The sequence below is a fragment of the Mesorhizobium sp. P2_F8 genome, from assembly GCF_056403655.1.
The window spans coordinates 1-25932 of sequence record NZ_JBFUFB010000026.1; the positions used below are offsets into that span (position 1 = coordinate 1).

A 25932-nucleotide genomic window follows, 5' to 3' on the forward strand; every position below is an offset into this window, starting at 1 on the left:
GCGCCAGGTTTTCGTTGAAGCCGTTGGACGAGGCGCCCTCAGGACCGTCGGCCTTCATCAGGTCGACATAGAACTGCAGCGTGTTCTTCCATTCCGGCTGATCGAACTGCGGCTTCCAGTTCTCGTCGAACCAGCGGGCGCCGAAGGAGTTCGACATGGCGGTCAGGAAGGCCATGTTCTCGCCCCAGCCGGCCTTGCCGCGCAGGCATACGCCGTTCACGCCATTGGCGCGGTCGGTCATCTTGTCGGCGGCCTGCTTGATGAAATCCCAGGTCGGTGCATCGGGCATGGTCAGCCCTGCCTTCTCCATCAGGTCCTTGCGGTACATGACGAATGAGCTTTCACCATAGAACGGTGCTGCATAGAGCTTGCCGTCGACCGAAAGGCCACCGGCGATGGCCGGGATGATGTCCTTGGCGTCATAGTCATCGCCGAGCTTGTCGAGCGGCAGCAGCCAGCTCTGCTTGGCCCAGATCGGAACCTCGTAGGTGCCGATGGTCAGCACGTCATACTGGCCACCCTTGGTGGCGATGTCGGTGGTGACGCGCTCGCGCAGTACGTTCTCTTCAAGAGTGACCCAATTGAGCTGGATGTCGGGGTTCGCCTTGGTGAAATCGTCCGTCAGCTTCTGCATGCGGACCATATCGCCGTTGTTGACGGTTGCAATCGTCAACGTTTCGGCCGACGAGAAATTGGCCAGCGCCAGCACTGAGCAGAAGCCCAGCATAATTGTCTTGAATTTCATCTGTCTCTCCCACGGGTTCGAACAGCCTGGTTCTCCTCAAACCTTTGGTGGCTGCCGACAAGGACCATATCGCGGCCAACCCTGGCTCACTACAGCCCTACTCGCCAACCAATGATACTTTCTTGTCCCGCAGGCACTCAGAACGGCCCGCGAGCGATGGCTTGCGCCGGCACCCCTTTTTCAATCCGACTATCGGCCACGCGAGCGTTCACGAACGCTTGGCTATGTTGCGGTCTTGGAGATGGACCCTCCTGTATTCGCTGGGCGTACAGCCGCGAAGGAGCAGGAACCGACGGTTAAAGTTCGAAATGTTTTCGTAGCCGCACTCAAACGCGATGGTCGACACCGTTTCATTCGTTGTCGCAAGGAGGGCACAGGCCTTGCTTATCCTGAGAAGGGTGATGAACTGAGCATAGTTTTGGCCCACCCGTTTCTTAAAGAACCGGCTTAGGGACGTCTCGGTCATTTCGCTGACCTCCGCGGTCCGCGCCAGCGAAACATCTCCCATGAGATTGCTCTGGATGAATGAGAAGATGGCCTGCATCTTCTGCAGCTCTTTGCTCCTTATGCTGGACATGCGAGTGCCGGAAAGGATCTGGTACTCCGGCGTCCCGGCCATCTCGGCGAGCAAAGACACGAAAGCCCCGAGCCGTTTTGCGCCGGACAGTTTCCCCAAATCTTCCATTGCCGCAGCGAATGTTACGGCCACGGTCGGAGTAAATCGGACGCCACTCGCCGCGCGGTCCAGAAGGTCGTTTATGGCTGAGATTTCGGGGAAGATCGTCGCCGCTCTCTCCATCGCCTTGGCGTCGAACTGGATGACGAGGTCGCGACCGACGATGTGTTGGCCGGGCCTGCAGTGCGAAATCCAGTCATGTGGTAGCCAGCTCCCGACGATCGTCAGGTCCCCTGGCATGAACTCACCGACAAAGTCACCGATCAGGGCGGTTCCCGAAGAGTGCCGGATGAGATGGATTTCCACTTCCGGATGGCAGTTCCACACCGACCTGCGCCACGGGTAATCATCGATACGCCACACGAAGCTCTCACCTTCCGCGGGAACGATGCGCTCGTATTGTGGCGACTGCAGCCTCGCCAGGTTGTAACTGGTTTCACTCATCAAACACCCTCCGCCATCTGGCTCAGATGAGGCCGGCGCGCGCAGCCCTGCAGAACGGTCGCGTCGACTCGGGTAGTAAGCAGGCCATGTCCGGGACGCACTCACAGCACCGGATGAACGCGCCACTTGCCAGATGCCGGGCCGCGACCCTCGAGGCTGATCTTCTCGCCACCTCGTCGAACTGCAAACTATACATTGCACAGCTTCGAAACGATATCTAATGCGAATGACCAAGGCGCTGAAGTTCGACCGGGAGCGGGCAAAACCTATCGGAGCTACACCAATATATGATGACCGTAGGACGCACAAAGCGGTCAGGAGTGGACGAGAGTACGGGATCGAAGCCGTAACGGGTTCCTCGAAGCCAAAAGCGTGATGCTTCCACAGCTGGAGAAGGCACGGCGAGCAGCTTCGCTCCGTGTCAGACGAATGGGTAGTCGCGCTTGTACTGCCCAAGCCGCAGATCAAAGTTCTGAGGGTTGCGGTCCAAGCAACTCCGCGAAATCTTCGTACGGCATCGTTGAGCTGTGCTTTTCGGCCTTCGACCCACGTCCCTCGCGGCTTTGTGGTGGACGACACCGCCATCGACGTGAGGTGCCTAGCCGATGGCTGGCAAGCCTGGTCGGAATCGTCGTTGTGGCTCGGCGGCTCCACTGCGGCGCATGCGCGGCCGGCGATCTTCACCGAGCGTCTCGCTTTTCGGACGGGTTTAAGGGTCCCGACCTCTCTACGCGAACAATGCGGAACGCCATTTAAATCCTGAAAGGTCGCCTCAGAGGACTGGCAGGCGTTTAGTCGTTTTGGTCACTCAAAAAATGGAGGTCATAGCGTTGTCGAGTGCGTCGAGAACCCGGTCGATGTCGTCATTCGACAGCGCAAGCGAGAAATAGAATTTTCCGTGGGTTAGGACGCCGCGGCTGACAAGTGCCGACGTGAGTTTCCGCTGCATTCTCAGGTCACCCGACACGCTGCTGCGGTAGTCTGTGACGGCAATGTCCGTGAGCACGATCTGTGACAATGGCCCCGAGCCGATTGCCTGGGCGGCCACTCCATGTCTCTGGAAAATTTCAGCCGCTCCCGCACGGAATCGGTCACCTATCTCGTTCAGTCGTTCATAGGTCCCAGGGCGAGAAAGGACCTTAAGCGTGGCGATGCCTGCCGCTGCGGCGACAGGGTTGCCGCATGCCGTGCTCCCAGTGAAACACTTCCGCGGATCGGCGGCACTGCGGGGGTTGGCCAGATGGAGAACTTCTTCGCGTCCGGCGACAGCCGCCAACGGCATGCCGCCACCGATTACCTTGCCGAAGGCCGCGAGATCCGGCGTGACGCCATACCGTTCTTGTGCTCCGCCCCAGGCCAGGCGAAATCCCGTAACGACCTCATCGAAGATCAGCAGGATTCCGTTGGCATCGCAGATCGAGCGAAGTCCTTCGAGGAAACCGGGCGTTGGATCGATGCAGCGCTGTTGCGCCTCTACGATTATGGCTGCAACCTCGTTGCGGGCACCCGCCAAAATCTGATCGACAGCCTCAAGGTCATTGTAGGGAGCAATCAATACTTCGTCTTCAAGCACTTTGGGGATACCGGCGCTGTCAGGCCGTGCGGCTGGAAAATTGGGGAACGGGCTCGCCGGCGACATGCTCATCAGGGCGTAGTCATTTCCGCCGAGAAAACCGCCTTCAAACTTGAGGATTTTTGATCGACCCGTAAAAGCGCGCGCCAGTCGCATAGCGTACAAAGTCGCATCTGATCCTGTCACACCGTATTTGATCTGCTCCGCACAAGGGATCGATTCGACAAGGATTTCCGCAAGTTCGATACCGTTCTCGTTCAGCAGGTAGAAGTTCGAGGGGCATTCGACCGCGCTTTTCAAAGCCTCGACGACTTCAGGATGGGCGTGGCCGATCAACATCGGGCCCGATCCGTTCACGCAATCGATGTACTCGGTGCCATCGGTCGAATAGACCTTGGAGCCTCTTCCGGTTCTGACAACAAAATCGACCTCTTCATCCAAAACATAGGTAGTGAAGGCTCCACCAGGCATTGCCCGGCGGGCACGGGCTAGGATCTCGTTCATGGGCACGCTCTTTGGGTTTGAGTTGGCTTCGAGCGCGATCTGAACATTTCAAACTAAGCGGGGCAACACGGAAGACCTGAGGCTTGTTGCGGTTTTTCCGAAGCAACGATCGGTGTCATCGACCAGCAGGGTTGGACACGGCGGCGGCGGTGAACACGCGACCCTTGAATGCAAGAGCCGGTCGGGCACCGCTTGCCGGGCCGTATTGGTTCGAGGGGTCGCGATGCGGGCTTAAGCGCTGTCGACAGAACCGGAAGCAGGCCACTCCTGGTCTCGGAAATCCAACCCATCATCAAGTAAAATCTAGTATTTCTTAATATTACACGGTCAGCAATATTTGACCCGAATTGCGCGCAGCGTTCCGCGACGAGGTGTTCGCTACGATGGCGCTCTGCCGGCACCACAGATTCCAACTGCGACTGCCTATCCGGAGCAATACCGCCGCTATGTCGACGACATCGCTGGCAATCGCAACCAATACCTTGCCTGGCGTGTGACCGCGGCCATGACTTTGCGCTAGCTCCGTCGATAGAAAAGGACGGGAATTCCCAGTCTTTCTCTGAAACGCCGAGGGGGTCTGCGCAAGTCAGACCATATCGGAGCCCTTCGCTCATGTGCCCTCGCACTCACTTATGCGGCATGCAATAGACCCCCTCAGATTCCATCAGTACTGCGCCACCCTTCAACTCGCTCAGTGCGCCGACCCACGCTTCCGAATAAGTGCGGCTGGCATCCACGGCCGTCAGCCAAAGAACGCGATTGTCGGCCAGTTCGACTTTAACTTCCTGCTGTAAAGGGCTTGCCTGCACGGTCTGTTGATAGTGGCGCTTGATCCTGACATTGCTGGCCGGGAACTCGGCTTCGTTGCTGCCGTAGTTCAGCACAAATCCAGTGAGGTCCTCGGCCACCGAGCAATTGCCATCTCGCTCGCAGACGATTTTAGCAGCGGTCTTGCAGTCCCATTTCAGTGAAGCGGGCCACATAGGATTCTCCACGTTTGATCGCGGCTTGTCGCTCTGACCCGCCGCCATCGGTGCAGCGCCTGTGTTCAAAATCACAGTGGACAGGAGAAGTACCTTAAACACTACAAACCTCCCAGAATTGTGGCCCTGATAGTGGCTCATCCTGCTCGATCGCCTGGCTTAGGGCATGTTGAGATTGAACCAGCTTTTCTGGGGCACGCCGTTCGCGTCATCAGACTCGATGGACCAGGGCTTTCCGCGCATCGGTCGAGGGATGGTGTAGTAGGTGGGGCCATTACCAAGGGAATGCCCTCGATCGTTTCCCGCGGTCTGGATTGTTGCCGCAACCACCTTACCGTCGATTTCGATTAGGACCGAACGTGATCCGTCTCCATGATGCCCGCCGAGGCCGTTCTTTTTGAAAACAACGGGCAAGGAGAGCTTGTCGGCAGCGATGCGGCAGATGTTCCGTTCCTGACCTAAGCCAGGCCGATCGGATTCGGAGCTGCCAACTGGTTGCCAGCCAGGCGGACAATCCTCATACTTCTCAAATCTCGCCGCGCTGGAGTTTGCTTGCGGACAGGTCGGCCAACTAAAACCCGGGGCTTCCATCGCCGCGATCAACTTGTAAATTGGCGGGTGGCACGAGGGGGTGCCTTGCCAGTCGCCGGAGAGACATAGGAGGACCTGACAGCCCCATTCCGACGCTTTCGATTGGGATGGAAGAGCCGCGGCGCCCGCGACGGCGACGGCACTCCCTAGTAGGAATTTGAGTATGGTCATAGCCTTTTTCCCGCGACAGATTTGACAGTTTACTATGGATGATCCGCGCGAAAAAGGACAGGTCGAAAAGGCAGGTTTGTGCGACTACATCGATTTATGAAACGAGACGAGGGAGGCGTGGTCAACAACCCGTTGCGTGCCAACATTGCACTGACGCTTGAGCGGGAGAGAGCCAGACGCGGCCTATCCCATATGCACATGGCCGAACTGTTTCGGACCGCCGAGGGCGAAAAACTGGCCTATCGAACCTACATTCAGACTGTGCGTCAGAAAAATAATGTCACATTGACGACGCTGCAGATCATGGCAAACGGCTTGCAACTATCTTTTGCAGCACTGCTCGCCGGCGGCAAGAAAGTTCCGGAATGGGCGCATCGGTTGGACGACAATGCGATCCGCAACCGCCTAGCGCACATCATCGATTTTGAGCGACAACGACGTACTTTGCACCGCTATGAGATGGCCGAACTCATCGGTGTGGCAGAGGCGACATTCACGAAACTGGAACGCGCGAGCGGCAATATCAGCGTGGACACGATTGCGGCGATCGCCAAGGCGTTGAAACTTGATCCAGCGACCTTCCTCTTTTCCGAAAAGATCCCGCCTGGCGGAGCCGACACCTAGCCGCCTGACGAGTGTTCCTAGAGGGCCTATAATACGCCCCAGTCGGCGACCGCTCCATGCCCCTGCCGGCCAAACTCATGCTCGCCGGGCAGACTTGTCAGCAGACGACAGAAACCGCTTCAAGCTCAAACCGGCCAACAAAATGTATGGCGGCATGGCGAGCGAATAATGACCACAGTTTAATTCCAAAATATTTGGCCTAGCTCCGGCGTCCTTCAGCCTCTGCATGAACCTCTCCGATAGCTCTGGCAACACCACTTTGTCTCTCTTAGCCAACACAACGTGAAGACCGAGATCAGGCCGTGCCAAACTCTGTGCGTAATTCTCCAAGTTAAGTGGACCCCAGACCCTTCTGAGATCGGTCAGCTTAATCTCAGGCTCGAGACTAGCTCGTATCAATCGTGTCGCGCGACCCGTCCAAACCATATCCGCTAGACTCCCCGCCGTCAGAAACAACGAGGCTTTCGACACAGCCGAGTCGTGCGCCGCGAGCACGCCCGCAACCCAGGAGCCTAAGCTCATACCGAGAACTGAAATCTCTCGATAGCCTTCGATCTTCAACCAACGTATGAGCTTTCGCCCATCCAACACTGCCTGCCTTACAGATTGAATCGTTCGACCGAGATTAGGGCTAAGCATATAGTCAGCGTGCACGGAGCCGGGACGGCTGCGCTCGAAGTGATAAGGCATAGCAATCTCGACAACCGTGATGCCACGTTGCGAGAAAAAGTTGGCGATCTGACGATTCCGGGAGCTTGCATTCCAATGGTGAAAAATCACCATCGCCTGGTCGAACGACCCGCTTTCTGTGATTTTCGCCGAGACGACATTGTTCTGTTCGATATCAGTAGAAATGTCCGATGGAAATTTGAGCCACCCATCTAGCCTTTCAAACCCCTGACCACTCACATTCGGGTCATCGAAAAAGGCTGGATCAGCCACGGCTTGGTCCGCAAGGGCACAGAATTCCTCGATACTTGTTATCTTATTCGCACCTGGAAAGGCGCGTTCCGCGTCAAGGGCGAAATCTGTTGATTTCTTCCCTTCCTCACCGCGTCGCGCCCGCCGCTCATCCCAATGATCAAGCCAACTATGATACACTCTGATTGTTTCCCAACCTAATCGCTTGCCGTCGCCCCAACCCTGGATCAAACAGGCCATATATTGCGAACAGCACTCCAACGCCCAGAAGGATCGAAAAGCCAGCAAATGCATCGATCAGCAAGTAGCTAGTCACGAGTAACGCTACGATCGCTGACATCTTCCACAAAGACATACGAAACCGAAGTTCGACACCTAAACGGATGGAGCCGTACAGAAATACAGCACAGGTCGAAATAGCGACAAGAAGGCTACTGTAATGGGTCGGCCTACGGTAGCTGATCACGGCGCTCACATCATTTTGCCCATAGAAGGCGGAAGACATATCGCCGACCAACCAAGCCACAATATTCTCCCCACGCGATGTCAGGTAAGCACTCTGGAGCTTCATGACTATGGCGATCAGAAGCCCTAAAACAGTACACCGAAAAATCGCCCGCATAACCCTGAGGCTGGCTTCACGGAGCTGGTATTGATAATCCACCCCCGGCTGATTACTCGCTGCTCTTCCAATTCTCCAAAGATCATGGATCACTGTATAAAGCAAAATAAGCCCTACGAAGAACAGATAAAAACATATGCACATGTATAGGTAAGCGAGCCCCGTGAATACGATCGCTTCCGGCACCGATATAACTTCGTGGCGCACAATCGCTAACGAGCCCCAGTCCGTCGCATAGCTGCCACCACCTTTGAGCAACGGGATTAAAGACACGCCGATCCACTGAAAAAGACCGGCGAATACCACACAAATCAAAAAAACCGCCCAATATGAATACGAAGAAGCTTGTACGCTGCGCGCCCAGGCATCGTCGCTTTCCATCTTGTCGCCCTGCACTACAAGCTTTGGGCGGCCTTCATCTTTCCAAAAGGTCACCAGCTCGGTCACGAAGGCAAAAAACAGTGGCAAAAATACCATGAAGACGAATGTCCAATTCGCTGTCCAAAGAAACCCAACCTGCTTGACGACGCCATCCGCCCGGCCATATGTCACGCTGTGAATCCCCGTAAGATACGACAAAAACCCAAGAGCGGTGACACCCGCAAACACCGACGCCGGTAAATTCAGGGGAGATCCGCGACTAAAAAACGCCTCCGATTTCCTCGCCAAACTAAAACGCCGGCTCGGCCTCTTGGGGTCAGTATCCCGTGTCAGCACTGCTGGGGAGTCTGTCTCGTCGTCGAAGGTCGCAGTCAGTGCCGTATCTGGACTCTCCTGTGCAACGCTGCTTCCGGCTCTCTTCCATTCTCGTCTCTTGGTCGATAGCCGCGATTGCGCCGCACTAAGCTCCATCTGCCATTCGCTAGTTGCGACCGGATCATCGCATCCAAAAATCCTCGCCAGCCAACGAATGTTGGCAGTGCTAATTCCCTTCTCGTTCTCTTGAAACCAAAGCTGCACCGTTCGCAGATCGACCCCAACCCGGTTGGAATCAATCTGTGAAATCGCCTCTGCAAGGAGCTCGGGCGTCCATGGGCCAGCAGGAAACCCGTCTTTGCCCAACAGTCGACCCGCGCCCGCCGCCGCCAATCGTTTGAATAATTCTTTGAAATCACTCCCGTCTCTGGGCGGAGGGAGAAATAACTTTCCGTTCTTAAACAGCAACTTATAGGCTCTAGTTTCGTTCCGCTTCGCTAGGCTTCGTATCTTATCGTGCCTTCGTGCTCAATCAACGCTTTTATCAACTGGATTTGGCCGGCACGGGAGACGATCAAATGACGGGTGACCCGCTGGAGCGGCTGAACACGGTCGGTGCGGGGGAGATGTTTCGCAAACCGCTGGCCAAGGCACTGAGCTGCCCGGATCGGTCGCAATTCTGGTGTTACATACTTTGCGGACTGTCGGATGAGCAGGCCGAGTTCAGATTTTGGACCGGCGCACTTTCCTTGGTCCGCTGGATGCCGGCGACAGGGTCGACGCGTTGCTGGCCAGCACCAACACCAGCAACCGGACATGCTTGCGAACCCGTCTCCTTGTCGAGCATCCTTTCGCCGAACAGAAGGACGCGGGGGACTGTTCATCCGCACCATCGGCCGGTCGCACCCGCGGCAAGATCAAAATCGGCGTGGGCAATTTCGTCTACAATCTGAAACGTTTGTCTGGTGGCAGGATAGTGTGACCCCATGAGCGAAAAGTAGGGGAAGCCAGGGCTTCGGGACCCTGAGAAGCAGAGGGATGAACCCATCCCTATTTTTCTCGCCTCCCCAGGTATCATTTACGAATTGTCATGAGCGTGGAGCCAATCGATGCCCATTCAAGTGGTCTGTAACAACGGAGTGATGGAAGAGGCCGACGGGGTCGCGAATCTGATCGCGGCGCATCGTCAAGCAGTCGCCATGGTTGAACGTCTCGGCAAGCGATGGATGGGGGCCGAAGGGCCGGACGCGACCCTGATCGGCCGGCGATTGGATTCGGTCATGGCGGAAGAGGTTATCGCGCGTCGGCGCGCGGCCGCTGCGCCGGTGGCCGATGTCGTTGAGATGAAAATGAAGGCAGCATATTTCTGTCGGTTGTTGGGGAACGACTGGTGCGAGTTTGACGTCGACGATTTTCGCGCGTTGCTCGGTTCTTTCGCGAAACTGCAGTCCTAGGAGAACAGCGCTGAAACCCATGAGGCCACGGTATTCCAGGCCGCATAGAGCCCTGCAGGCACCAAGATGATCGCCAAGAACGCCGCGGCTCCGCCAATAGCGCCGTCACCGCGTCCTTCCACGGGATAGTAATATTTGTGCGCCTCATCGTCGTGCTTCATTGTTGTCTCTCCGACCGCTTGTTTAGCAGCAGCTGAACAGGATGCTGAAACGTCGTGCCCCACAGACCTGTGCGTTTCATCTTAGCGTTGATTTCCGCGACGAGGTAGCTCTCATTGACGGCTTTGCCCTTTGCTGTCGTTGCGGCAAACGCGTATCCGGTCGCTATGAGCGCGGTGCCAACGTCGATTGTTTCGCCGTTCATCTGCGCGCCGCACACGACAAAGACCGCTTTATCGAGGGCGTAGCCGATTGGCTGGCATGTCACCGCCGCGCTATCGAACAGCGCAGCAAGGTGCGCCAGCGAGATGTTCCCGCAATCGAGTTTGTTCCCATTTGGCTGTTCAGCCGACGTGCCGCGAAGACATGACTGTACGCCATAGAGGCGGAAAAGGTGGTCGCCGTCACGCCAGGTATCTCCAGTCAGCAGTTGAGCCGATTTCGATACCGCGAAGGGCGTTGGCGCGGCAGATTCGGATGCATCCTGGGCCTGTGCCGACGCGCACAAACCAAAAACGGCCAGCACTGCAAAGCGCGCCTGTTTCATTCCTGGAACTGTCCACCGAGGTCGGCAGAGTGCTCCAGATCGGGGCGCAGCGACTTGCCGTCCTTGTTGCGTCCGATTGCGGCCATGTCGAAGAAAACCATTTCGTCATCGTCGTAGGCGACATTGTACGGGTCGTTTGTATTGCCCGCACCCACGAGAGAAAAACACGACACGGCGTCGGGCTCATCCTTCCTACTTTGCAGGACAAGCGTTTTGCAAAGCACGACAGAAGCACGATCGTTGTAGATCCCTTCTTCATAGTCCTGAGCGGCCTTCGTGCAGTCCCACTCCTCCGTCTTGTAGGTAATCCTTGGCTTTGGGCAGGCCGCGAGGCCGCGCAGTCGATAGGCAACGCCGTTGATGACGCGCTCGGTCGCCGACGGGACCTTCACCGGCGAGCTCAGGGCGGCCGCGTCGCGCTGAAAGAGTGCGCCTTTCGCATCGTAGCGCTCATAGACGAACACCTTCTCGCCCGGCTTCGCAAACTGCAGCAGGTAGTGTTCCGACGGCTGCGCGAAGGCACTTGGGGCGTCGGCGCCACCAGCATGAGCCACGGCGCCCTGGAGCAGCAAAGCCGTGCAAAGGGCAATCTGTTTCATCCAAATTCGTCCTTGTGGTGCATATGGTGTTGACACTTTACTAGGGCTGCGTGTAGCCATAGTAAAGTGTTAAATTTTGGCGACAGTATGAACACTCGAACAGCTCTTCTGCTCACTCTGTGTGCCGCTACAATGCCCTTGGACGCGCACGGCCGGGATCTGGCATCAGACCGCGTCGCAGTCGCCTTTGCAACGCCGGCGCRAGCCCTTCCCTCAGTCGGGGCGCAGAGGCCTGGGGCGTGCAAGACCGGAAACCGTACTGAAGTCGCCGAACTTGTGCGTTCAATCGCGCGGGACGAAGGCTTCGACGCCGATCTGGCCGAGGCGATTGCATGGGCTGAAAGCGATCTCGGCGCCAGTGAGGGTCCGTCCAAGGCCGGGGCCCTTGGGATCATGCAGTTGATGCCGGGCACGGCGGCCGATCTCGGCGTGAGCGACCGTTGCGATACGCAGGTGAATGTTCGGGCTGGCCTGCGTTATCTGAAGTCCCTCTATGACGAGTTCCAGGATCCGCTGCTGATGCTGGCGGCTTATAACGCCGGGCCCAACAGCGTCTACAAGGCGCAGGGCATTCCGGTGAATCCGGAGACGGCTGAATACATCGTGAAGATACTGAACCGCTGGAAGTTCGGCGGTGTCGTGAAGAAGCCCGCCCTGACCAAATCCGAAATGCTCGCGGCCGCTCCGCCAGCAAGCGGAGACGCTTGGCAGGAAGGTCATGTCATGGATTTCGGCAACTGAAAGGAGCCAAAGGGTGGAATACAGGAAAGCAGGCAAATTTGCTCTGAAACTGGCCTCGGCGGTCGGAATAGCGCTCGCGCCGGCGACCGCATACGCCCAATCGGCGGCGCCAGTCGAAAACGTGCTGGAGTGGTTCGTCGGCGTTCTGCAGGGCAACATAGCGCGTTCATTCGCCATCATCGCGGTCTGTTTTCTCGGCTTCCTCGCCATGACGGGGCGCCTGGCGTGGATGATGGCTTTTTCCATCATCATTGGCATCGCTCTGATCTTCGGCGCTGCCCAGCTGGTGGATGCGGTTCGCGCCACCGCAGGAGGCAGCTGAGCCATGGAGGACGAGGAAGTCTATGTCGAGCCGGTCAGCCTGCCCCTGACACGCCCGCCGATGAAATGGGGGGTGCGCTATGAAGTTTTTGCACTGAACGGCATCCTGGCGGTGATCGGCTTTATCGCCACGAGCAGCTTCATGCTCGGTCTTGGCGTGTTCGGCGTGGTGCATCTGGTCAGCGCATATCTGTGCCAGCGTGATCCCTACATGTTTCATATTTTCGAGCGGCGCGTCTCCAAACGCGGAGCGGTGGCGAACCTTACTTTCTGGGGGGCGAGGAGCTATTCACCATGAGCCTCGATGCAGACCTGAAATTTGGCCGTGAGCGCCGCCGCGAAAAACCCGCGGCGATGCATATCCCCTACCTTCGCCATGTCGATGACAATCTGATCGTGACGAAGAGCGGCTTTCTGGTCGGCGCCATCCAGCTCAGCGGCCTGCCATTCCAGACAATGGACCAGGCCGAGTTGAACAGCCGCATGTTCAACCGCAACACGACGTTCCGCAACCTGTCGACCTCTCGATTTGCGGTCTACACAACGATCATCCGCCGCCACGTGACCCCGGAGATCGAAGGCGACTTTGACAATCCTTTCGTGGCCGAGCTCGACGCTCGCTACATGGATGAGCTTGGATCAAAGAACCTTTTCGTCAACGAGGCGTATCTGACGGTCATACGGCGCCCGATGGTCGGCCGGGTCGGCTGGGTGGACAAGGCGCTCAATGCATTCCGCATCAGCACCGCCGGCGAAGAAACCCGCGAAGAGGCAATAGTCGAACTGCATGACATCCTTGACGGCATGGTCAAGGATTTCGCCGCCTATGGGGGGCGTCTTCTCGGTGTCGTGAAGCGTCGCGACAGCTTCTTTTCCGAGCCGGCCGAATTTCTGGCGAAGATTCTTGCCGGTGGCGTCGACGTGGAAATGCCTTTGCCGCGCATGTCCCTTGGCGATGTTCTGGCGACGCGGCAGCTGTTTTTCGGCAAGTCGGCCCTGGAACTGCGCGGGCCGGACGCAGCCAAGCTCGGCGCCATGGTGTCGATCAAGGAATACCCGCCGTTCACCGCTCCAGGCTCATTGGACGGTCTCTTGCGCCTGCCACATGAGTTTGTCCTGACCCAGAGTTTCGCGATCGAGGATCGTGTGACGGCGATGCGCAGGATCAACACCATCGCCAACCAGGTCGAGGGTTCCGACGAGGCGGGCACGACGGTCGAGGTCTCCGTCCACGACGGTGCCGACAAGCTGGCCGGCGGCGAAGTCGTTTTCGGACAACATCACATGAGCGTCATGGCATTGGCACCGGACATGACTGGACTCAACCGCGCGCTATCCGACATCTCGGCGGAACTCTCGCGCATGTCGATCGTGCCGGTCCGCGAGACACTGAACACGGAACTCGCCTTCTGGGCGCAGTTGCCGGGAAATTTCAGCTACATCGCGCGACGAGCGTTGATCTCGTCGCTAAATTTCGCCGGTCTTTTTTCAGGACACAATTTCCCGTCCGGCCAACGTGAGCGGCTGCATTGGAAACGGCCCATCGCCTTGCTCGAAACGACCAGCCAGACGGCCTACTATTTCAATTTCCACGTTCACGATGTCGGGCACTTCACGGTGTTCGGCCCGACCGGCTCGGGCAAGACCGTGGTGCTGTCGTTCCTGATGGCGCAGGCCATGCGCATCATGCCGCGGCCGCGCTGTGTTTATTTCGACTACATGCGCGGCGCCGAAATTTTCGTTCGGGCGCTAGGCGGTCGCTACGAGGTGATGGAACCTTCTCAGCCGACCGGGTTCGCGCCATTGCAGCTTGATGACACGGCAGAAAACCGTTCGTTCCTCGAAGATTTGCTCATCTACATTCTGACGCCGGAAGGCGGCGCGCTTGATGTGGCGGAGATGCGTGTCATCAACGCCGCCGTCGACATGATCTACAAGATTCCGCGCCAGCAGCGGACCTTCGGCCTGCTGCCTGAAGTGCTGCGGGGCTCGCTCATGCCTGGCATGAATGATCTGGCGGCGCGGGTACAACCTTGGCTGGATCCGAAGGACAAGGGGTGGCTTTTCAACAATCCCGTCGATCTCGTCGATTTCTCGAAACCCGTTGTCGGGTTCGATATGACGAAGATCCTGGGCGACCGAAAGCTGCGCTCGGCGGCGTTGCTCTACATCTTCCATCGTCTCGAAGACGTCATCGACGGCTCGCCGATCATGCTTTTCCTCGATGAAGGTTGGAAGCTGCTGGACGACGAGGTTTTCGCTGCATTCATCAATGAGACGCTGAAGACCATTCGTCGCCGCAACGGCGTGGTCGGCTTTGGCACGCAGACGGCGGAAGACATCATCAGCTCCTCCATCTCGTCGTCCCTGATCGAGCAAACGAAGACCAACATCTTCTTCCCCAATCCCAAGGCGAGCAAGGAGTCCTACATGGAGCGCTTCTCGCTGACAGCGAAGGAATTCGAGTTCGTGCGCCGAACCGCGAAGGAAACACGCACCTTCCTCGTCAAGCACGACAGCGACTCGGTTGTAGCCAAGCTCGATTTGTCGGCAATGCCCGATCTCATCAAGGTCTTGTCCTCAAACGAAGCCAACAGCAAGGAATGCGCACGGCTCCGGGAAACCTTCGGCGACGGGCCGGAAATGTGGCTGCCATACTTCTGCGGATGGGAGGACGAGCATGACGAAGCGGCTTAGCAGCTTTTGTCTGGCCGCGACTCTCGCGACAGCGGGAAGCATGACCGGTGCTGTCGCTCAGATCGCGGTCATAGACGGGCCGAACCTCGACAAGCGGCAAGAGGACGAGCAGCACAGCACGAAGTCGGATGAGGCCAAGAAGGACGAAACCGACAAGAAGAAAAGCGTCGTCTGCACCTATTCGAATAAATACCGCTCACAGATGTTTCGCCGATCCCCGGCCGAAGCGTTGCAGAGCGACGCCGGCAACGTAAAGATGATCCGCTATTATGCGCAGAAATACGGCGTGCCCGAAGGCCTGGCGTTGTCCGTTGCCTATCAGGAATCGCGCTTTGACACATGCGCCGGGAGCCACACCGGCGTCAAAGGCGTCATGCAGCTGACCAAGGGCACCGGCAAGTCCATGGGACTTGACCGCGACGTGAACGAGCAGAACGTCGAAGGCGGTGTCAAATATCTCGGAATGGGTGTCAAGCAATGCGGGGCGACGAATTATAGCTGTCTCGCCTCCTTCTACAACGGATCGAACGCAGGCGAGCAGAAGCAGTGGGCCGGCGGTGTCGGCCGTTGGAACAGCTATTTCAACGACTATGTATCGAGCGGCAAAGCTCCGGCCGCCGCGCCGCCACCCTTCTCGATCGTAACCGCCGACGGCGCAGCCGGCTCGGCGCAGAACGACGCTATGGGCACGGTCAGGAAGGCTGCGGGCGGCCTTGATGCAAGCTCGGGGCAGATGGGTGCCAACGATGCGGCAATCGACGCGCTCTCGGGCTCCGTTGGCCAGGTGACCGAATACAAGGACGCTTGGGAGCTGAACTCGTCGGCTCGTGGGATCAACGCTGACGTCACCAACCAGTATCTCGGCCAGGCGGGCGACTTCACGGCGTTGCTGGCCCAACTTCTGTCGTTGCAAAACGTGCAGGCATCGCAGTCGTCCAAGCTGGCGCAACGGCCGAAGAGCGGCTCTCCAAACCCGTTCTCTTGTGATCCCACCGAACTGGAGCGGTTGAAGATCGATCGCGGCCGGTGGCTACCATGCGCGGTTGAGAGCGCGGGGGCAAGCTCGGCCGACAGCCGCTCGATGATCATCACCACCGACCCTGCTGGCGCTGCCAGCGTCATCGATTCCCTGCAGCAATAGGAGGCTGACATGAAGAAATTCGCGATTGCCGCCGGTATGGCGGTTTGGACCAGCACGGGCTTTGCACAGATTGCGGTCATCGACGGCGCCAATCTCGATGTCGCCCGCAAGAATGCGGAGAACACCAACTCCATCATGGATTCCAACAAGGATATTCTGAAAAAGAGCGAGGAGATCCTGCAGGCTCTCAGCGGCAGTCGTGACGGTTCGCTCGGCATCGGACAAATGGGCCTCGGCGGCAATATGTCGATTGCCCAGGCGCCGTCGTTCGGATCGATCCTGAATGGCGGTGCGCTCTCGTTTGGCGGCCTGTCCCCCGAAATCCAGAAAATCGCCGGCGCTGTCATCAATGGGCTGCAGCTGGTCAAGCAGCTCCAGCAAATTGCCGGCAAGGAGACGAGCGCCGTCAACACGGCCTATGGCGGCAGTGTCAACGTGGCCTCGCTGTTGAGCGCGCTGACTTCGCAGGCCTCGCAGGGCGTCACCCAGCGCCAACAGTCCCTGCAGTCCGCAAGTGGGCAGATTGGGCAATCGCAGGACGTCAAGGGATCGGTGGACCAGAACACACGAATGCAGTTGGAAAACGCGCGCGCGGTCAACGAATTGATCGGCGTCCAGAATGGCGCGGTCGCGGCCCTGAATGAGAAGCTGAAGGGAGATCTTCTTCGCCAAAGCCAGGTGCAGAAGATGATGACACCGCGCAACGTCAATCCGTTCGCGGAATTTGGCAAGAGCGGAGGCTAGCGCTTGTCGAGGCGAGTACTGCGCATATGCGCTGTGATTGGGCTCGGCACAGTGCTGTTTGGATGCGCAAATCGCGAACTGAAAGCGCCGTGCGGGCCTTTGGCGTATGCCCACGCCGACGAATGCGGCGCGCTAAAACCGGTCAATTCAACGCCGTTCGCCAGCATTTTTGACGAGGATCCATGAACGGTCTCGCCGAAAGCATTCTCGGTGGCATCGACAACATCGGTGAGGACTTCGTTCGCACCGTCTATATGCAGTTGGGCAATGCGATGGGCAACGTCTTCACCGTCATGCTGACCCTCTATATCGTGTGGTGGGGCTATTCGATCCTGAGCGGGCGAGAGTCGATCTCGCCGCTCGAAGCGGCCTATCGCCTGGGCCGCGCCGTCATCATCTATCTGCTGCTGACCGGATGGGGCACATTTTCCACGACGATCTATCAGCTCGTGCAAAGCATTCCAGATGAGGTCGGCAAGGTGATCGTCGGCGCCGTGTCGCGAGCCACCGGCAACCAGCTCAGCGACCAGGCGGCAATTCCAGCGCTTATCGACAACCTCTACCAAGGGGCGCAGGACGTCGCCAATCAGGTCTATAGCGGATCCTTCTATGACATTTTTGGCGCGCTCTTGTCGCTGCTCGTCCTACTGTCGGCCATCATCTTCGCAGCGCTTGCCATTGCCGCGATCATCGCCGCCAAGGTGATGTTGTTCATCACGCTCGCTCTGGCGCCGATATGGATCATTCTTTGGCTTTACCGCTGGTCCTCGCGCATGAGCGAAGGCTTCCTTTCGCTCACCACTTTTCTGATGATTCAGCAAATCCTGATCTACGGTTTTCTCGGTTTCTACTTCTCGCTCGTCAACGCGGCGCTGAACACCGCCACGACCGGCGGAGCGACCATGGACAGCAAGATGTCGCTGGTGCTGCCCTTGGTGCTGGTGACGATCATCGGGATCTACGTTCTGATGCAGATACCGTCGATTGCTTCGATCCTGAATGGCGGCGGGTATCTCAGCACCGTGGGCGCATACAACCCCTATCGAAACTTCGGCAGAAACGCCGTGCGCTACTCCGGTGCACGATGGGCCGCCGGCCGCGCCGCTCGGGGCGCCCGGCAGCTCGCGGCAAACAGCTTCCGATCACCGCGAGCAGCAAGAGCGGACGACGCGGTTCGCTCCGCCATCCAGCAAGGTGCGCGCGATAACGCCAGGCCTCTGGCCTAGAACGCAAGAACGATCATGGATCGCTACGCCGGACCAGGATGCGTCTCACAAACGAGGCAATAGTAAGTGTCAACGCCATCGGAAACGGCTGCTGATAGCGGCAGCGAACTCGTCGACAGACGCTATTACAGTGCGGGCGCGACCTGGGAGGACGACACGCACAGGTCAATGCGGCGATCGCGTACATTGGCATGGATCGTCAGCGGGGTTTCCGGACTGGTGGCGGTGCTGTCGCTGCTGGCGCTCGTGCTGATCCTGCCGCTCCGCCAGTTCGAACCCTACGTTGTCGAGGTCGACAAATCGACGGGCTACCTCGAGATCATGCGCGCGCTCAAACCTGGAGATTTGTCGCAGAACGAAGCCGTCACGGCGGCAAATCTGGTCCGCTACATTCGTGCGCGCGAAACCTACGATTCCCGTGAACTGAAACAGAATTACGACCTGGCGCAGCTCTATTCCACCGACGCGGCGTCCAAGGATTTGACTTGGCTTTTCACGCCTGCAAATCCGCACTCGCTGGACAAGACCTATGGCCGCAATGTCACCGTGGCGGTCGAGATCAAGTCGGTTTCCCTGCTCAATCGCAACACAGCTTCGGTGCGCTTTGCCACGACAACACGGCGGGACAATTCGTCCACCGCCGACAATTGGGTGGCAGTGATAAAATTCCGCTACACCTCGACACCGCTCAAGAACGAATGGCGTTTCGACAACCCGTTGGGATTTCAGGTTACGGATTACCGCCGTGATCAGGAATCGGCGCCGACTGCAGGGAACCTGCAATGAAACGGCGCGTGAAGCTAGCGCTGTGTGCCGCCCTTCTCTTCGGCGCGACCCACGGCGCGGCCGCACGCGACGGCCGCATCCGATATGTCACCTTCAACAACGACGATGTGACGTCGGTGCGTGCAGCTCTTGGCATTTCAACGATGGTCGAGCTCAGTCCGACCGAAGTCATCGAAACCGTCTCCGCTGGCGACACGAAAGGCTGGTCGATCATCCCCAAGCGCGGGTCGCGCTTCCTCTTCGTCAAGCCGCTGGAGCGCGATGCGTGGACCAACGTCAACGTCGTCACCAACCGGCGCGTCTATTCCCTGCTGCTGCAGGCGACTGACGATAGCCGTGACCGGGCATCCTTCCAGGTCCGGTTCAAATACCCGGACGAGGATATCAACGCGCGGCTGCTCTCCCAAGCCAAGGAGAGCGCCGCCGATCCGGATTTGAAGGATCTGAACTATGCCGATCTCAACTACGACTATGCCTATAAGGGCGACGACAGCTTGAAGCCGCGCACCGTGTTCGACGACGGCACGAAGGTGTTTCTGGAGTTCAAGGGTGACATTCCGGCGATTTTCGTGGTCGACGACAAGCGCCATGAGTCTTTGGTCAACGTTCGCACTCAGGGCAAATACACCGTCATCGACAAAGTCGCGCGGCAATTCACCCTGCGAGCCGATGGCAAGACGCTCTGTCTCTACAACCGGGCGCGACCCAACGCCATCGACCCAGTCGAGCAGGTCTACGGTCCAACGAAACTGACAGGCGGTTCCACCCTGTTCGGATCCAGCGGAGGGCGGTGATGACGCAGATCGACTATAACCAACTGGACGGCAGCCCGACGGTCGCGCGCCGCGGGGCGGGAGTCGGTACCAGGATCGCCCTGGTCGCCCTCGGCGTGGTGCTGGTGGGCGCGCTGATATGGCTGAACTGGCCTCGAGAGCCGGTATCGCGCGATCTTCGCAGCGATGGCGAGGAAAACTTCAACCCGCCGGAGTTTCGGCCGCCGGCGTTGAACGAGCCGCCGCAACCTGCCGACGGCACTATCGACCAGATCGTGGTGCCGCCACCGGCCGCCGACCAGAGTGGCTCGCAACAAGCCGATAATGTCGATCAGACCGTGCAGGAGGGTGCGGATCTCGATGCGCAGCGGCGGGCGCTGGAGGCACAAATGGCCGCCGAGGAGGCTCGCCGCAAGGCTGAGGCGGAAGAAGCCCGCCGCAAGGCCGCAGCTGAGGACGAGGCTCGCCGCAAGGCCGAGGCGGCCGAGCACGAAAAAGCCGTGTGGGAACGCCTGCGCTCCAACCAGATGGTGACGAATGGTGAAACCGGCTCGACGGAAGCCGGCGCCCAGGCGGCACAGGTCGAAATCGCGCCCGACGGTCAGATCATCCCGGTCCCCGGCGCCGACAGTGATTCCAACAAGGCTTTCCTGGCGCAGTCCGAGGCAAGTTCTTCCGGGATCGTCAAAGCCAAAATCTTCCGGCGCACCGATGCGTTGATCCCTGAAGGAACCATCCTTCGCGGGTATCTGGAAACCGCTGTTAACACCGACCTTCCCGGTGCCGTGCGCGCTGTCGTGCGGGAGGATGTCTTTTCGCTCGACGGCAGGCGGGTTCTCATTCCGAAGGGCTCGCGCTTGACCGGGGAATACCGTTCGGGGCTTGCGCGCGGACAAAAGCGTGTTTTCATCGTCTGGAACAGGGTCATCCGCTCGGACGGCATTTCCGTCGATATCAAGTCGCCCGGTGCAGATGCACTCGGCCGCGGCGGCATGGGCGGCCGTGTCGATACGCACTGGCTTGAACGGTACGGCAACGCCATCATGCTTTCCGTCGTTGGCGGCGTCTCTGAATATCTGTCCTCGCTTGGCGATAGGAGCCAGGATGCACAACAGCGCCAGGTATCGACGATCGATCCCGTGACCGGTGAGACCACGACCGTAACTTATGGTGGCAATGGCTCGCAGCGCGACGCCCGCAGCATCGCGTTCGACAAGTCGTCGACCGCCCTGCAGCAACTCGCGCAAGAGGCGTTTCGCGACACGCAGAACATTGGCCCGACAGTCTACGTCGACCAGGGTACATCGATCGTCGTGCTGGTGCGGCGAGATCTCGATTTCTCGGATTTGTACGCTGATCCCGTTCAGGAAGAAGTTGCACGCCTGAAGGCAGGTGGGCGGCCGAAGACCGCGATCGATCCGACGCCTCTCTACGGGACGCCGAAAGATCATTTCTATCCCGGCTATGGGAGCCCGGTGAAATGAATGCCGTGCATCCCCTCCCCGACCCTTGGGCGAGAGCCCCGGTCCTACGCGCCCATCTGGAACCCATATGGCCTTATTTGAACGAAGATTCGGTCTCCGAGATTGCCATCAACAGGCCGGGTGAATTGTTCATCGAACGCCTCGGCGCGAAGGAAATGGAGCACGTAATCAAACGCGAGGTCACACGCAGCTGGATCCGCAATATATCGACTGGCGTCGCCTCGGCGACAAATCAGGTCATCAACGAAGAAAAGCCGGTCCTGTCGGCCGCTTTACCGTCGGGTGAGCGTATCCAATGCATCTTGCCCCCGGCGGCTCCCGAAGGCGGGGCGATCTCGATCCGCAAGCAGGTGATCATGGATATGAGCCTTGATGCCTACAACGATCTCGGCGCATTCGAAAACACGGCGATGGGCAGCGGCCTGGCGCTGTCAACCGAAGAAAAGCGACTTGTCGAGATGTTGCAGGACACGTCGCCGATGGAGTTCCTGCAGTATGCGGTGCGCAACCGAGTCTCGATCGTCGTTTCAGGCGGCACGTCGACCGGCAAGACGACGTTCTTGAATGCACTCCTGAAGGAGATCCCGGCCCATGAACGGATCATCACGATCGAAGACACCCGCGAACTGAGGCTGCCGGCTCCCAACAACGTCACCCTGATAGCCTCGAAGGGCGACCAGGGCCTTGCCAAAGTTTCCGCGCAACAGCTTCTCGAAGCCTCACTTCGCATGCGACCCGACCGCCTGTTGTTGGGCGAGTTACGCGGCGCTGAAACTTTCGCGTTTCTCCAGGCGATCAACACCGGCCATCCTGGTTCGCTCACGACCGTTCATGCCAATTCCGCCCGGTCCGCCTACGAGCGGCTGGCGCTCATGGTCATGCAGGGCAGTACGGGGCTCTCACGGAGTGAAATCCTCGACTACCTGCGCGAGGTCATTCCGGTGGTCGTCCAGATGGTCCGCACCGACGGCGGACGGCGCGGCATCAGCGAGATCAAGTTCACCAAGGCGGAGACGATCTAGCGGGGTCATCCATGCAGAAAGTCGCAACAGCAATTTTCATGGTGCTCATGGCGATGGCCCTGGGCGTCCTGGTCTTCACGGTCGCTTATGCCGCGACTGATTGGTACCGGACTGGCTCCCACGTCCTGTTCGACCACCTGAACGCCAATCCCTTGCCCGTTGTTCGTCTGGCCTGGGCGGACGTGACCGCGAAAAATTTTGACCGGGTCCAATACGCTATTGCGGCGGGAGTTTTAGGGTTTGTCTTGCCACTGGTCAGCTTGTTTCTCATGCGTCCGAGAAAGCGCAACGATTCTCGCTTCATGACTATGAGCGACGTATCGAAAACTGGCCTGACGAAAGTGGGCGGCGTCTTCGTCGGTCGAGCCGGCGGCAGRCTTGCCGAAATTCTGTCGCCCGGCCGCGATCAGCACTCCGGCAAGATCCACTTGACCCAGCGCAAGCTGATCGGCGGCAAGAAATTGTGGATTGATGGCGATGATGTCGGCGGCTTCGTCATAGGGCCGCCGCGCTCCGGTAAGGGCACGTCTCTCATCATCCCGAACGCCTTGACCTGGCCGCATTCGCTCGTGGTTCTCGACCTGCGGGGCGAGACCTATGCGGCGACTGCTGGTTACCGTTCGACCATGAGCCGCGTGGTGCGTTTCGCGCCGGCTGATCCGGAAGGCAATACCGCATGCTACAACCCGATGGACTTCATCTCGCTGGACTCGGCACAGCGCGACATCGACCTTCGCAACATCGCAGCGGCATTGTTTCCGCGCCCCCCTTCGAACGCGGACCCCTATTGGGTCAACGATGCCCGCCTCCTCTTTACCGGCATAGCATCCTTCATAATGGAATCGCCTGCGATCCCGAACGAGAAGAAGACCTTCGCCACAATCCTCGAGATCATGAATGGTGCCGAGCAGCCGCTGCTGGAATTCATCGGCTCGCTACGCGAGGAACGCCGCCGCGAATGTTCGCATTTCACGCTGCAAACCCTGTTACCGTATTTCGAAATGTCCGAGCGGCAGTTTTCCGGAATCTACGCCGGCGTGCGCACCGGCATGGCCCCGTTTCTCAACGAGCGCCTGATGCGAGCTACCTCGCGCAGCACGTTCGATATTCGCAATCTCAAGCGCGACCGGATCTCTCTTTATCTCGACGTACGGCGCGAGCAGATTACGTCGCTTGGACCGTTGTTCAACGTCTTGATTACGCAGATGATGAACTTTATGTCGGAAACCATGCCGCGTCCGGAAGAGCATCCGGTGCTTGTGCTGCTTGACGAGTTCCAGAACCCCGGCAAGCTGGAGAACGTGACCGAAATGGCAAGCGTGCTCGGCGGCAATGGCGTTTCCATGTGGTTTTTCGTTCAGTCGCTGAAGGCTGTAGACGAGATCTATCGCCAGGAAGGGCGCAAGACGCTTATCAACGCCGCTCGCGTGCAGATCTTTTTCGGTGCACAGGACGCGGACGATCTGCGCTACGTTTCCGAGCAACTCGGTGAAACGTCCGACGTGCAAAAGGACGTGACGCGCACCAAGGCAACGTTGTTCGACACTTATTACACGCGCTCGGAGCACCGCAAGGAAGTGCGGCGGCCCCTCATGCGGCCGGATGAAATCCGTACTCTCGACAAGAACAAGGTCATCATCTTGCCGCGTGGGGAACTGCCGATCCTCGGCACCCGCAATTTCTATTTCGCCGACGGCCAGCTCGCCAAACGCGCGTTCATGCCCCTGCCCGCCTCTACAGACGCTTCGCGCACGAAAAGCCCTGCATTGACCGCCTCTGCGGCGGTTCCATCTCCTGCGCTTCCGCCTATTGTGCCGACAGCACCTGCGTACCGCTCAGGCCTCTTGCAGACCCGCCTGCGGCGCGGCGCGACATTTGCTGCAAAAGCAGGCCGTATAGCTCCGCCGCCTGGCCGGCGCGCAATCCTAACAGAACGGCTGAAAGCAACACACGTTGCAGCCGTACCAGCTTATGCCACCATAGATTTTTCTGCTTTGGCGGCCAAAGCGGTGACAACACGCATAGCGCCCGACAAAGAAGCGGCGGTCGCGGCGATCCTGAACAAGGTGCGGTCTCTGCGCGCCAACGCATCCGACACCGAGACTTTCGATAGGAATATGAGCGTCATCGAAGATACTTTGCCCGATGTAGTCGATGGGTAGGCTAGCATTCCGATGCGGCGGAGAGGTCATTGTCTACCGCGACCTCGTCGCATACCTCATGGCGGCGGAGGACATTGCCGCGCGTTTCGGGCGGTGCCGAGGGCTCAATCGAGTTCAAGCGCAAATCCCGCATCGACCGCGCTTCGCGCAATGAGATCGCCAAGTTCCCAGTCCGTGAGTTCGCAAAGAGGAAGCATTCTCCTCACGGTGTGGCGACCTCGGATATCGAAATAATCGGGCTGCCGATGTTGTCGATCAGATGACGGACAATCGCTTGGCGACGTCCGATAAGGTAGGCGTCTGCGCGAGCGCGGGCAATCTCCGGCCCTATGAATGGAGCCGTGGTTGTGCGGCCACGGCTGTTTCTAAGTCGAACGCGACGGGCACACCGTGAACAATGGATGCTGCCGCCAGTAACTCCTCCAGGTCGCGATCGGTAGCTTTGCACGCCGGCATGAGCGTTCGGATGGCGCGGATCGCCCGTGCGATGGAGAGGAAGTGGGCTTTGCCTCTAGAGCGCACATAGGCGTCGGCGGCGCTTTCAACCGTGACGGTGTGAAAAGGGTTGGTCATGCGAGTTCCTCCCAGAAACCCAAACCAACACGATTTATGGCACCAATTCGGCAGCCTGCAAGGGTTTGTCTGATTGAACAGTTAGGCGGAGGCTAGGCCGAAGTGACTTTGCCGTAAGCACCGTGTGTGAGTTTTCCCGCCGGAGCTTGGAGGCTTCGCGTTTCTTTAATTCAGGAGCATCGCCCACGTGGAAATGAGAGGGCGAATCTATTGTCTTCATCTCCGCCCACGTGATCGGTGCCGACAGGAGCGCCCGGACGCTGTGGGGCATGATAGCGGTTGCCCCGCGCTGATTGCGGCCCTGCCCGATTGGAACCTGCGGAGATCGACCTCGTTTGGCTGACGCCATGGCAAAAATCGATCCGAGGACCGTCGCGAGTCTTTTGAGGGAAATATGCGCAACGGGCGTCTATGCGCGGCGATAATCCCTATCGCACAAAGGCATACTTGCGCGCGGCAGACAGTCTGATGGCGCTGTCGCAACCGCTTGATCAGATCATTGCCGCCGGCGCCCTCACCAGGATCCCGGGGATCGGTGACGCGATCGCAGACATCGTGACCAAACTTTACCAAACCGGCACGCACCCAAGCCTTGAGAAGCTGCGCGCAAGATGTTCCAGCGGGCGTGATGGAGCTGTTTGCCATACCCGGCCTTCGTCCCGATAAGATACTGAAGCTTCATCAGGCGCTCGGCGTGAACTCGCTGGCGGAGTCTGCGGCGCACCTGGAAAACGCTCGCTGGCAAAGCCGGGGTGACGAAGGAAATCCGCGACCGCATCCAGAACCACGCCATGCATGATGTGAGCTCGAAGAACTATGACAGGTGGAACTACATGCTGGAAAAGCGCGCCGGCATGAAGAAATGGGACAAGGTCGTCACGGCATTGCTCAGCAAAGGGCAGAACCGCAAAGCCGCCTGACCGCATTTGTGCAAAAGGCATTTGCACAAGCCG

Annotated in this window: 28 protein-coding genes and 1 pseudogene; 17 read left to right on the forward strand and 12 right to left on the reverse strand. The window is 58.6% G+C overall.

Going from position 1 to position 25932, the window contains the following annotated elements; translation table 11 throughout:
• The 5 genes from AC1DZP_RS33070 to AC1DZP_RS33090 all read right to left on the reverse strand — a co-directional run.
• Positions 1-745 (reverse strand): ABC transporter substrate-binding protein (locus AC1DZP_RS33070; RefSeq protein ID WP_477308244.1); only part of this gene is annotated, 745 nt, incomplete at its 3' end.
• A 208-nt stretch (positions 746-953) separates the two neighbouring features.
• Entirely contained in the window at positions 954-1865 is a 912-nt protein-coding gene (locus tag AC1DZP_RS33075; protein ID WP_477308246.1) for an AraC family transcriptional regulator, read from the reverse strand.
• 808 nt (positions 1866-2673) lie between these two features.
• Entirely contained in the window at positions 2674-3942 is a 1269-nt protein-coding gene (locus AC1DZP_RS33080) for an aspartate aminotransferase family protein (protein WP_477308248.1), read from the reverse strand.
• Between the two features lie 626 nt (positions 3943-4568).
• Entirely contained in the window at positions 4569-5027 is a 459-nt protein-coding gene (locus AC1DZP_RS33085) for a hypothetical protein (protein ID WP_477308250.1), read from the reverse strand.
• 57 nt (positions 5028-5084) lie between these two features.
• Positions 5085-5687, reverse strand: a complete 603-nt coding sequence (locus tag AC1DZP_RS33090; RefSeq protein WP_477308252.1) for a hypothetical protein — start codon at positions 5685-5687, stop codon at positions 5085-5087.
• A 117-nt stretch (positions 5688-5804) separates the two neighbouring features.
• Between AC1DZP_RS33090 and AC1DZP_RS33095 the strand changes: the two genes are divergently transcribed.
• The gene (locus tag AC1DZP_RS33095) at positions 5805-6311 is read left to right on the forward strand and encodes a helix-turn-helix domain-containing protein (protein ID WP_477308254.1); all 507 of its coding nucleotides are present in this window, start codon (positions 5805-5807) and stop codon (positions 6309-6311) included.
• A 75-nt stretch (positions 6312-6386) separates the two neighbouring features.
• On the opposite strand, the gene AC1DZP_RS33100 is transcribed toward AC1DZP_RS33095, so the two are convergent.
• Both AC1DZP_RS33100 and AC1DZP_RS33105 read right to left on the reverse strand, forming a co-directional pair.
• Entirely contained in the window at positions 6387-7412 is a 1026-nt protein-coding gene (locus AC1DZP_RS33100; RefSeq protein ID WP_477308256.1) for an RcgR family putative quorum lactone hydrolase, read from the reverse strand.
• Positions 7402-9015, reverse strand: a complete 1614-nt coding sequence (locus AC1DZP_RS33105; protein ID WP_477308306.1) for an RcgA family putative transporter — start codon at positions 9013-9015, stop codon at positions 7402-7404. The genes AC1DZP_RS33100 and AC1DZP_RS33105 overlap by 11 nt, the downstream gene beginning before the upstream one ends.
• 265 nt (positions 9016-9280) lie before the next feature.
• On the opposite strand from AC1DZP_RS33105, the gene AC1DZP_RS33110 reads away from it, so the two are divergent.
• Both AC1DZP_RS33110 and AC1DZP_RS33115 read left to right on the forward strand, forming a co-directional pair.
• The gene (locus AC1DZP_RS33110; protein ID WP_477308258.1) at positions 9281-9532 is read left to right on the forward strand and encodes a hypothetical protein; all 252 of its coding nucleotides are present in this window, start codon (positions 9281-9283) and stop codon (positions 9530-9532) included.
• A 127-nt stretch (positions 9533-9659) separates the two neighbouring features.
• A complete protein-coding gene (locus AC1DZP_RS33115; RefSeq protein ID WP_477308260.1) occupies positions 9660-10004 on the forward strand; it encodes a hypothetical protein in 345 nt (114 codons plus the stop codon).
• On the opposite strand, the gene AC1DZP_RS33120 is transcribed toward AC1DZP_RS33115, so the two are convergent.
• Genes AC1DZP_RS33120 through AC1DZP_RS33130 form a run of 3 tightly spaced genes read right to left on the reverse strand, consistent with a single transcriptional unit; the run spans position 10001 to position 11309 of the window.
• Positions 10001-10165: a hypothetical protein gene (locus AC1DZP_RS33120; RefSeq protein WP_477308262.1), complete on the reverse strand. Its 165-nt coding sequence runs from the start codon at positions 10163-10165 to the stop codon at positions 10001-10003. The genes AC1DZP_RS33115 and AC1DZP_RS33120 overlap by 4 nt on opposite strands.
• Positions 10162-10710: a thermonuclease family protein gene (locus tag AC1DZP_RS33125; RefSeq protein WP_477308264.1), complete on the reverse strand. Its 549-nt coding sequence runs from the start codon at positions 10708-10710 to the stop codon at positions 10162-10164. The genes AC1DZP_RS33120 and AC1DZP_RS33125 overlap by 4 nt, the downstream gene beginning before the upstream one ends.
• Complete coding sequence (locus tag AC1DZP_RS33130; RefSeq protein WP_477308266.1) at positions 10707-11309, reverse strand: hypothetical protein; 603 nt, start codon at positions 11307-11309, stop codon at positions 10707-10709. Before AC1DZP_RS33130 ends, AC1DZP_RS33125 begins: the two co-directional genes overlap by 4 nt.
• A 276-nt stretch (positions 11310-11585) precedes the next feature.
• Between AC1DZP_RS33130 and AC1DZP_RS33135 the strand changes: the two genes are divergently transcribed.
• From AC1DZP_RS33135 to AC1DZP_RS33190, 12 genes are all read left to right on the forward strand, one after another.
• Positions 11586-12050, forward strand: coding sequence for a lytic transglycosylase domain-containing protein (locus AC1DZP_RS33135; RefSeq protein ID WP_477308268.1), 465 nt, complete (start codon positions 11586-11588; stop codon positions 12048-12050).
• 13 nt (positions 12051-12063) lie between these two features.
• Positions 12064-12372, forward strand: coding sequence for a TrbC/VirB2 family type IV secretion system protein (locus AC1DZP_RS33140; RefSeq protein ID WP_477308270.1), 309 nt, complete (start codon positions 12064-12066; stop codon positions 12370-12372).
• Between the two features lie 3 nt (positions 12373-12375).
• Positions 12376-12669 (forward strand): VirB3 family type IV secretion system protein, encoded by a 294-nt coding sequence (locus tag AC1DZP_RS33145; protein WP_477308272.1) that lies wholly within the window; start codon positions 12376-12378, stop codon positions 12667-12669.
• Complete coding sequence (locus AC1DZP_RS33150; protein ID WP_477308274.1) at positions 12666-15068, forward strand: VirB4 family type IV secretion/conjugal transfer ATPase; 2403 nt, start codon at positions 12666-12668, stop codon at positions 15066-15068. The genes AC1DZP_RS33145 and AC1DZP_RS33150 overlap by 4 nt, the downstream gene beginning before the upstream one ends.
• The gene (locus AC1DZP_RS33155; RefSeq protein ID WP_477308276.1) at positions 15052-16209 is read left to right on the forward strand and encodes a transglycosylase SLT domain-containing protein; all 1158 of its coding nucleotides are present in this window, start codon (positions 15052-15054) and stop codon (positions 16207-16209) included. Before AC1DZP_RS33150 ends, AC1DZP_RS33155 begins: the two co-directional genes overlap by 17 nt.
• Positions 16210-16218: 9 nt before the next feature.
• A complete protein-coding gene (locus AC1DZP_RS33160) occupies positions 16219-16953 on the forward strand; it encodes a type IV secretion system protein (protein ID WP_477308278.1) in 735 nt (244 codons plus the stop codon).
• A gap of 182 nt (positions 16954-17135) precedes the next feature.
• A complete protein-coding gene (locus AC1DZP_RS33165; RefSeq protein WP_477308280.1) occupies positions 17136-18179 on the forward strand; it encodes a TrbL/VirB6 family protein in 1044 nt (347 codons plus the stop codon).
• A 66-nt stretch (positions 18180-18245) separates the two neighbouring features.
• Positions 18246-18965: a VirB8 family type IV secretion system protein gene (locus AC1DZP_RS33170; protein ID WP_477308282.1), complete on the forward strand. Its 720-nt coding sequence runs from the start codon at positions 18246-18248 to the stop codon at positions 18963-18965.
• The gene (locus tag AC1DZP_RS33175; protein ID WP_477308284.1) at positions 18962-19759 is read left to right on the forward strand and encodes a TrbG/VirB9 family P-type conjugative transfer protein; all 798 of its coding nucleotides are present in this window, start codon (positions 18962-18964) and stop codon (positions 19757-19759) included. Before AC1DZP_RS33170 ends, AC1DZP_RS33175 begins: the two co-directional genes overlap by 4 nt.
• Positions 19759-21222 carry a type IV secretion system protein VirB10 gene (virB10, locus tag AC1DZP_RS33180; protein ID WP_477308286.1) on the forward strand — a complete coding sequence of 488 codons (1464 nt, stop codon included), beginning with the start codon at positions 19759-19761 and terminating at the stop codon, positions 21220-21222. The genes AC1DZP_RS33175 and virB10 overlap by 1 nt, the downstream gene beginning before the upstream one ends.
• Positions 21219-22244 (forward strand): P-type DNA transfer ATPase VirB11, encoded by a 1026-nt coding sequence (gene virB11, locus AC1DZP_RS33185; protein WP_477308288.1) that lies wholly within the window; start codon positions 21219-21221, stop codon positions 22242-22244. The genes virB10 and virB11 overlap by 4 nt, the downstream gene beginning before the upstream one ends.
• 11 nt (positions 22245-22255) lie before the next feature.
• Positions 22256-24406, forward strand: a complete 2151-nt coding sequence (locus AC1DZP_RS33190) for a type IV secretory system conjugative DNA transfer family protein (RefSeq protein ID WP_477308290.1) — start codon at positions 22256-22258, stop codon at positions 24404-24406.
• Positions 24407-24733: 327 nt separating this feature from the next.
• Here AC1DZP_RS33190 and AC1DZP_RS33195 read toward each other — a convergent pair whose 3' ends face one another.
• Together AC1DZP_RS33195 and ligD are read right to left on the reverse strand one after the other, a co-directional pair.
• Complete coding sequence (locus AC1DZP_RS33195; protein WP_477308292.1) at positions 24734-24979, reverse strand: hypothetical protein; 246 nt, start codon at positions 24977-24979, stop codon at positions 24734-24736.
• Positions 24980-25013: 34 nt separating this feature from the next.
• Positions 25014-25328 (reverse strand): non-homologous end-joining DNA ligase LigD, encoded by a 315-nt coding sequence (gene ligD, locus AC1DZP_RS33200; RefSeq protein ID WP_477308294.1) that lies wholly within the window; start codon positions 25326-25328, stop codon positions 25014-25016.
• A gap of 62 nt (positions 25329-25390) precedes the next feature.
• Here ligD and AC1DZP_RS33205 point away from each other — a divergent pair, with 62 nt between their 5' ends.
• Together AC1DZP_RS33205 and AC1DZP_RS33210 are read left to right on the forward strand one after the other, a co-directional pair.
• A complete protein-coding gene (locus AC1DZP_RS33205; RefSeq protein ID WP_477308296.1) occupies positions 25391-25645 on the forward strand; it encodes a hypothetical protein in 255 nt (84 codons plus the stop codon).
• A 41-nt stretch (positions 25646-25686) separates the two neighbouring features.
• A pseudogene (locus AC1DZP_RS33210) lies at positions 25687-25899 on the forward strand (site-specific integrase); the annotation flags it as partial.
• Between the last annotated feature and the right edge of the window lie 33 nt (positions 25900-25932).

Bases quoted from the DNA above. Each gene is read 5' to 3' on its own strand.
- AC1DZP_RS33075 (WP_477308246.1), bottom strand. From the start codon at position 1,865: ATGAGTGAAACCAGTTACAACCTGGCGAGGCTGCAGTCGCCACAATAC.
- AC1DZP_RS33080 (WP_477308248.1), bottom strand. From the start codon at position 3,942: ATGAACGAGATCCTAGCCCGTGCCCGCCGGGCAATGCCTGGTGGAGCC.
- AC1DZP_RS33090 (WP_477308252.1), bottom strand. From the start codon at position 5,687: ATGACCATACTCAAATTCCTACTAGGGAGTGCCGTCGCCGTCGCGGGC.
- AC1DZP_RS33115 (WP_477308260.1), top strand. From the start codon at position 9,660: ATGCCCATTCAAGTGGTCTGTAACAACGGAGTGATGGAAGAGGCCGAC.
- AC1DZP_RS33120 (WP_477308262.1), bottom strand. From the start codon at position 10,165: ATGAAGCACGACGATGAGGCGCACAAATATTACTATCCCGTGGAAGGA.
- AC1DZP_RS33125 (WP_477308264.1), bottom strand. From the start codon at position 10,710: ATGAAACAGGCGCGCTTTGCAGTGCTGGCCGTTTTTGGTTTGTGCGCG.
- AC1DZP_RS33130 (WP_477308266.1), bottom strand. From the start codon at position 11,309: ATGAAACAGATTGCCCTTTGCACGGCTTTGCTGCTCCAGGGCGCCGTG.
- AC1DZP_RS33145 (WP_477308272.1), top strand. From the start codon at position 12,376: ATGGAGGACGAGGAAGTCTATGTCGAGCCGGTCAGCCTGCCCCTGACA.
- AC1DZP_RS33150 (WP_477308274.1), top strand. From the start codon at position 12,666: ATGAGCCTCGATGCAGACCTGAAATTTGGCCGTGAGCGCCGCCGCGAA.
- AC1DZP_RS33155 (WP_477308276.1), top strand. From the start codon at position 15,052: ATGACGAAGCGGCTTAGCAGCTTTTGTCTGGCCGCGACTCTCGCGACA.
- AC1DZP_RS33160 (WP_477308278.1), top strand. From the start codon at position 16,219: ATGAAGAAATTCGCGATTGCCGCCGGTATGGCGGTTTGGACCAGCACG.
- AC1DZP_RS33165 (WP_477308280.1), top strand. From the start codon at position 17,136: ATGAACGGTCTCGCCGAAAGCATTCTCGGTGGCATCGACAACATCGGT.
- AC1DZP_RS33175 (WP_477308284.1), top strand. From the start codon at position 18,962: ATGAAACGGCGCGTGAAGCTAGCGCTGTGTGCCGCCCTTCTCTTCGGC.
- virB10 (WP_477308286.1), top strand. From the start codon at position 19,759: ATGACGCAGATCGACTATAACCAACTGGACGGCAGCCCGACGGTCGCG.
- virB11 (WP_477308288.1), top strand. From the start codon at position 21,219: ATGAATGCCGTGCATCCCCTCCCCGACCCTTGGGCGAGAGCCCCGGTC.
- AC1DZP_RS33195 (WP_477308292.1), bottom strand. From the start codon at position 24,979: ATGACCAACCCTTTTCACACCGTCACGGTTGAAAGCGCCGCCGACGCC.
- ligD (WP_477308294.1), bottom strand. From the start codon at position 25,328: ATGGCGTCAGCCAAACGAGGTCGATCTCCGCAGGTTCCAATCGGGCAG.
- AC1DZP_RS33205 (WP_477308296.1), top strand. From the start codon at position 25,391: ATGCGCGGCGATAATCCCTATCGCACAAAGGCATACTTGCGCGCGGCA.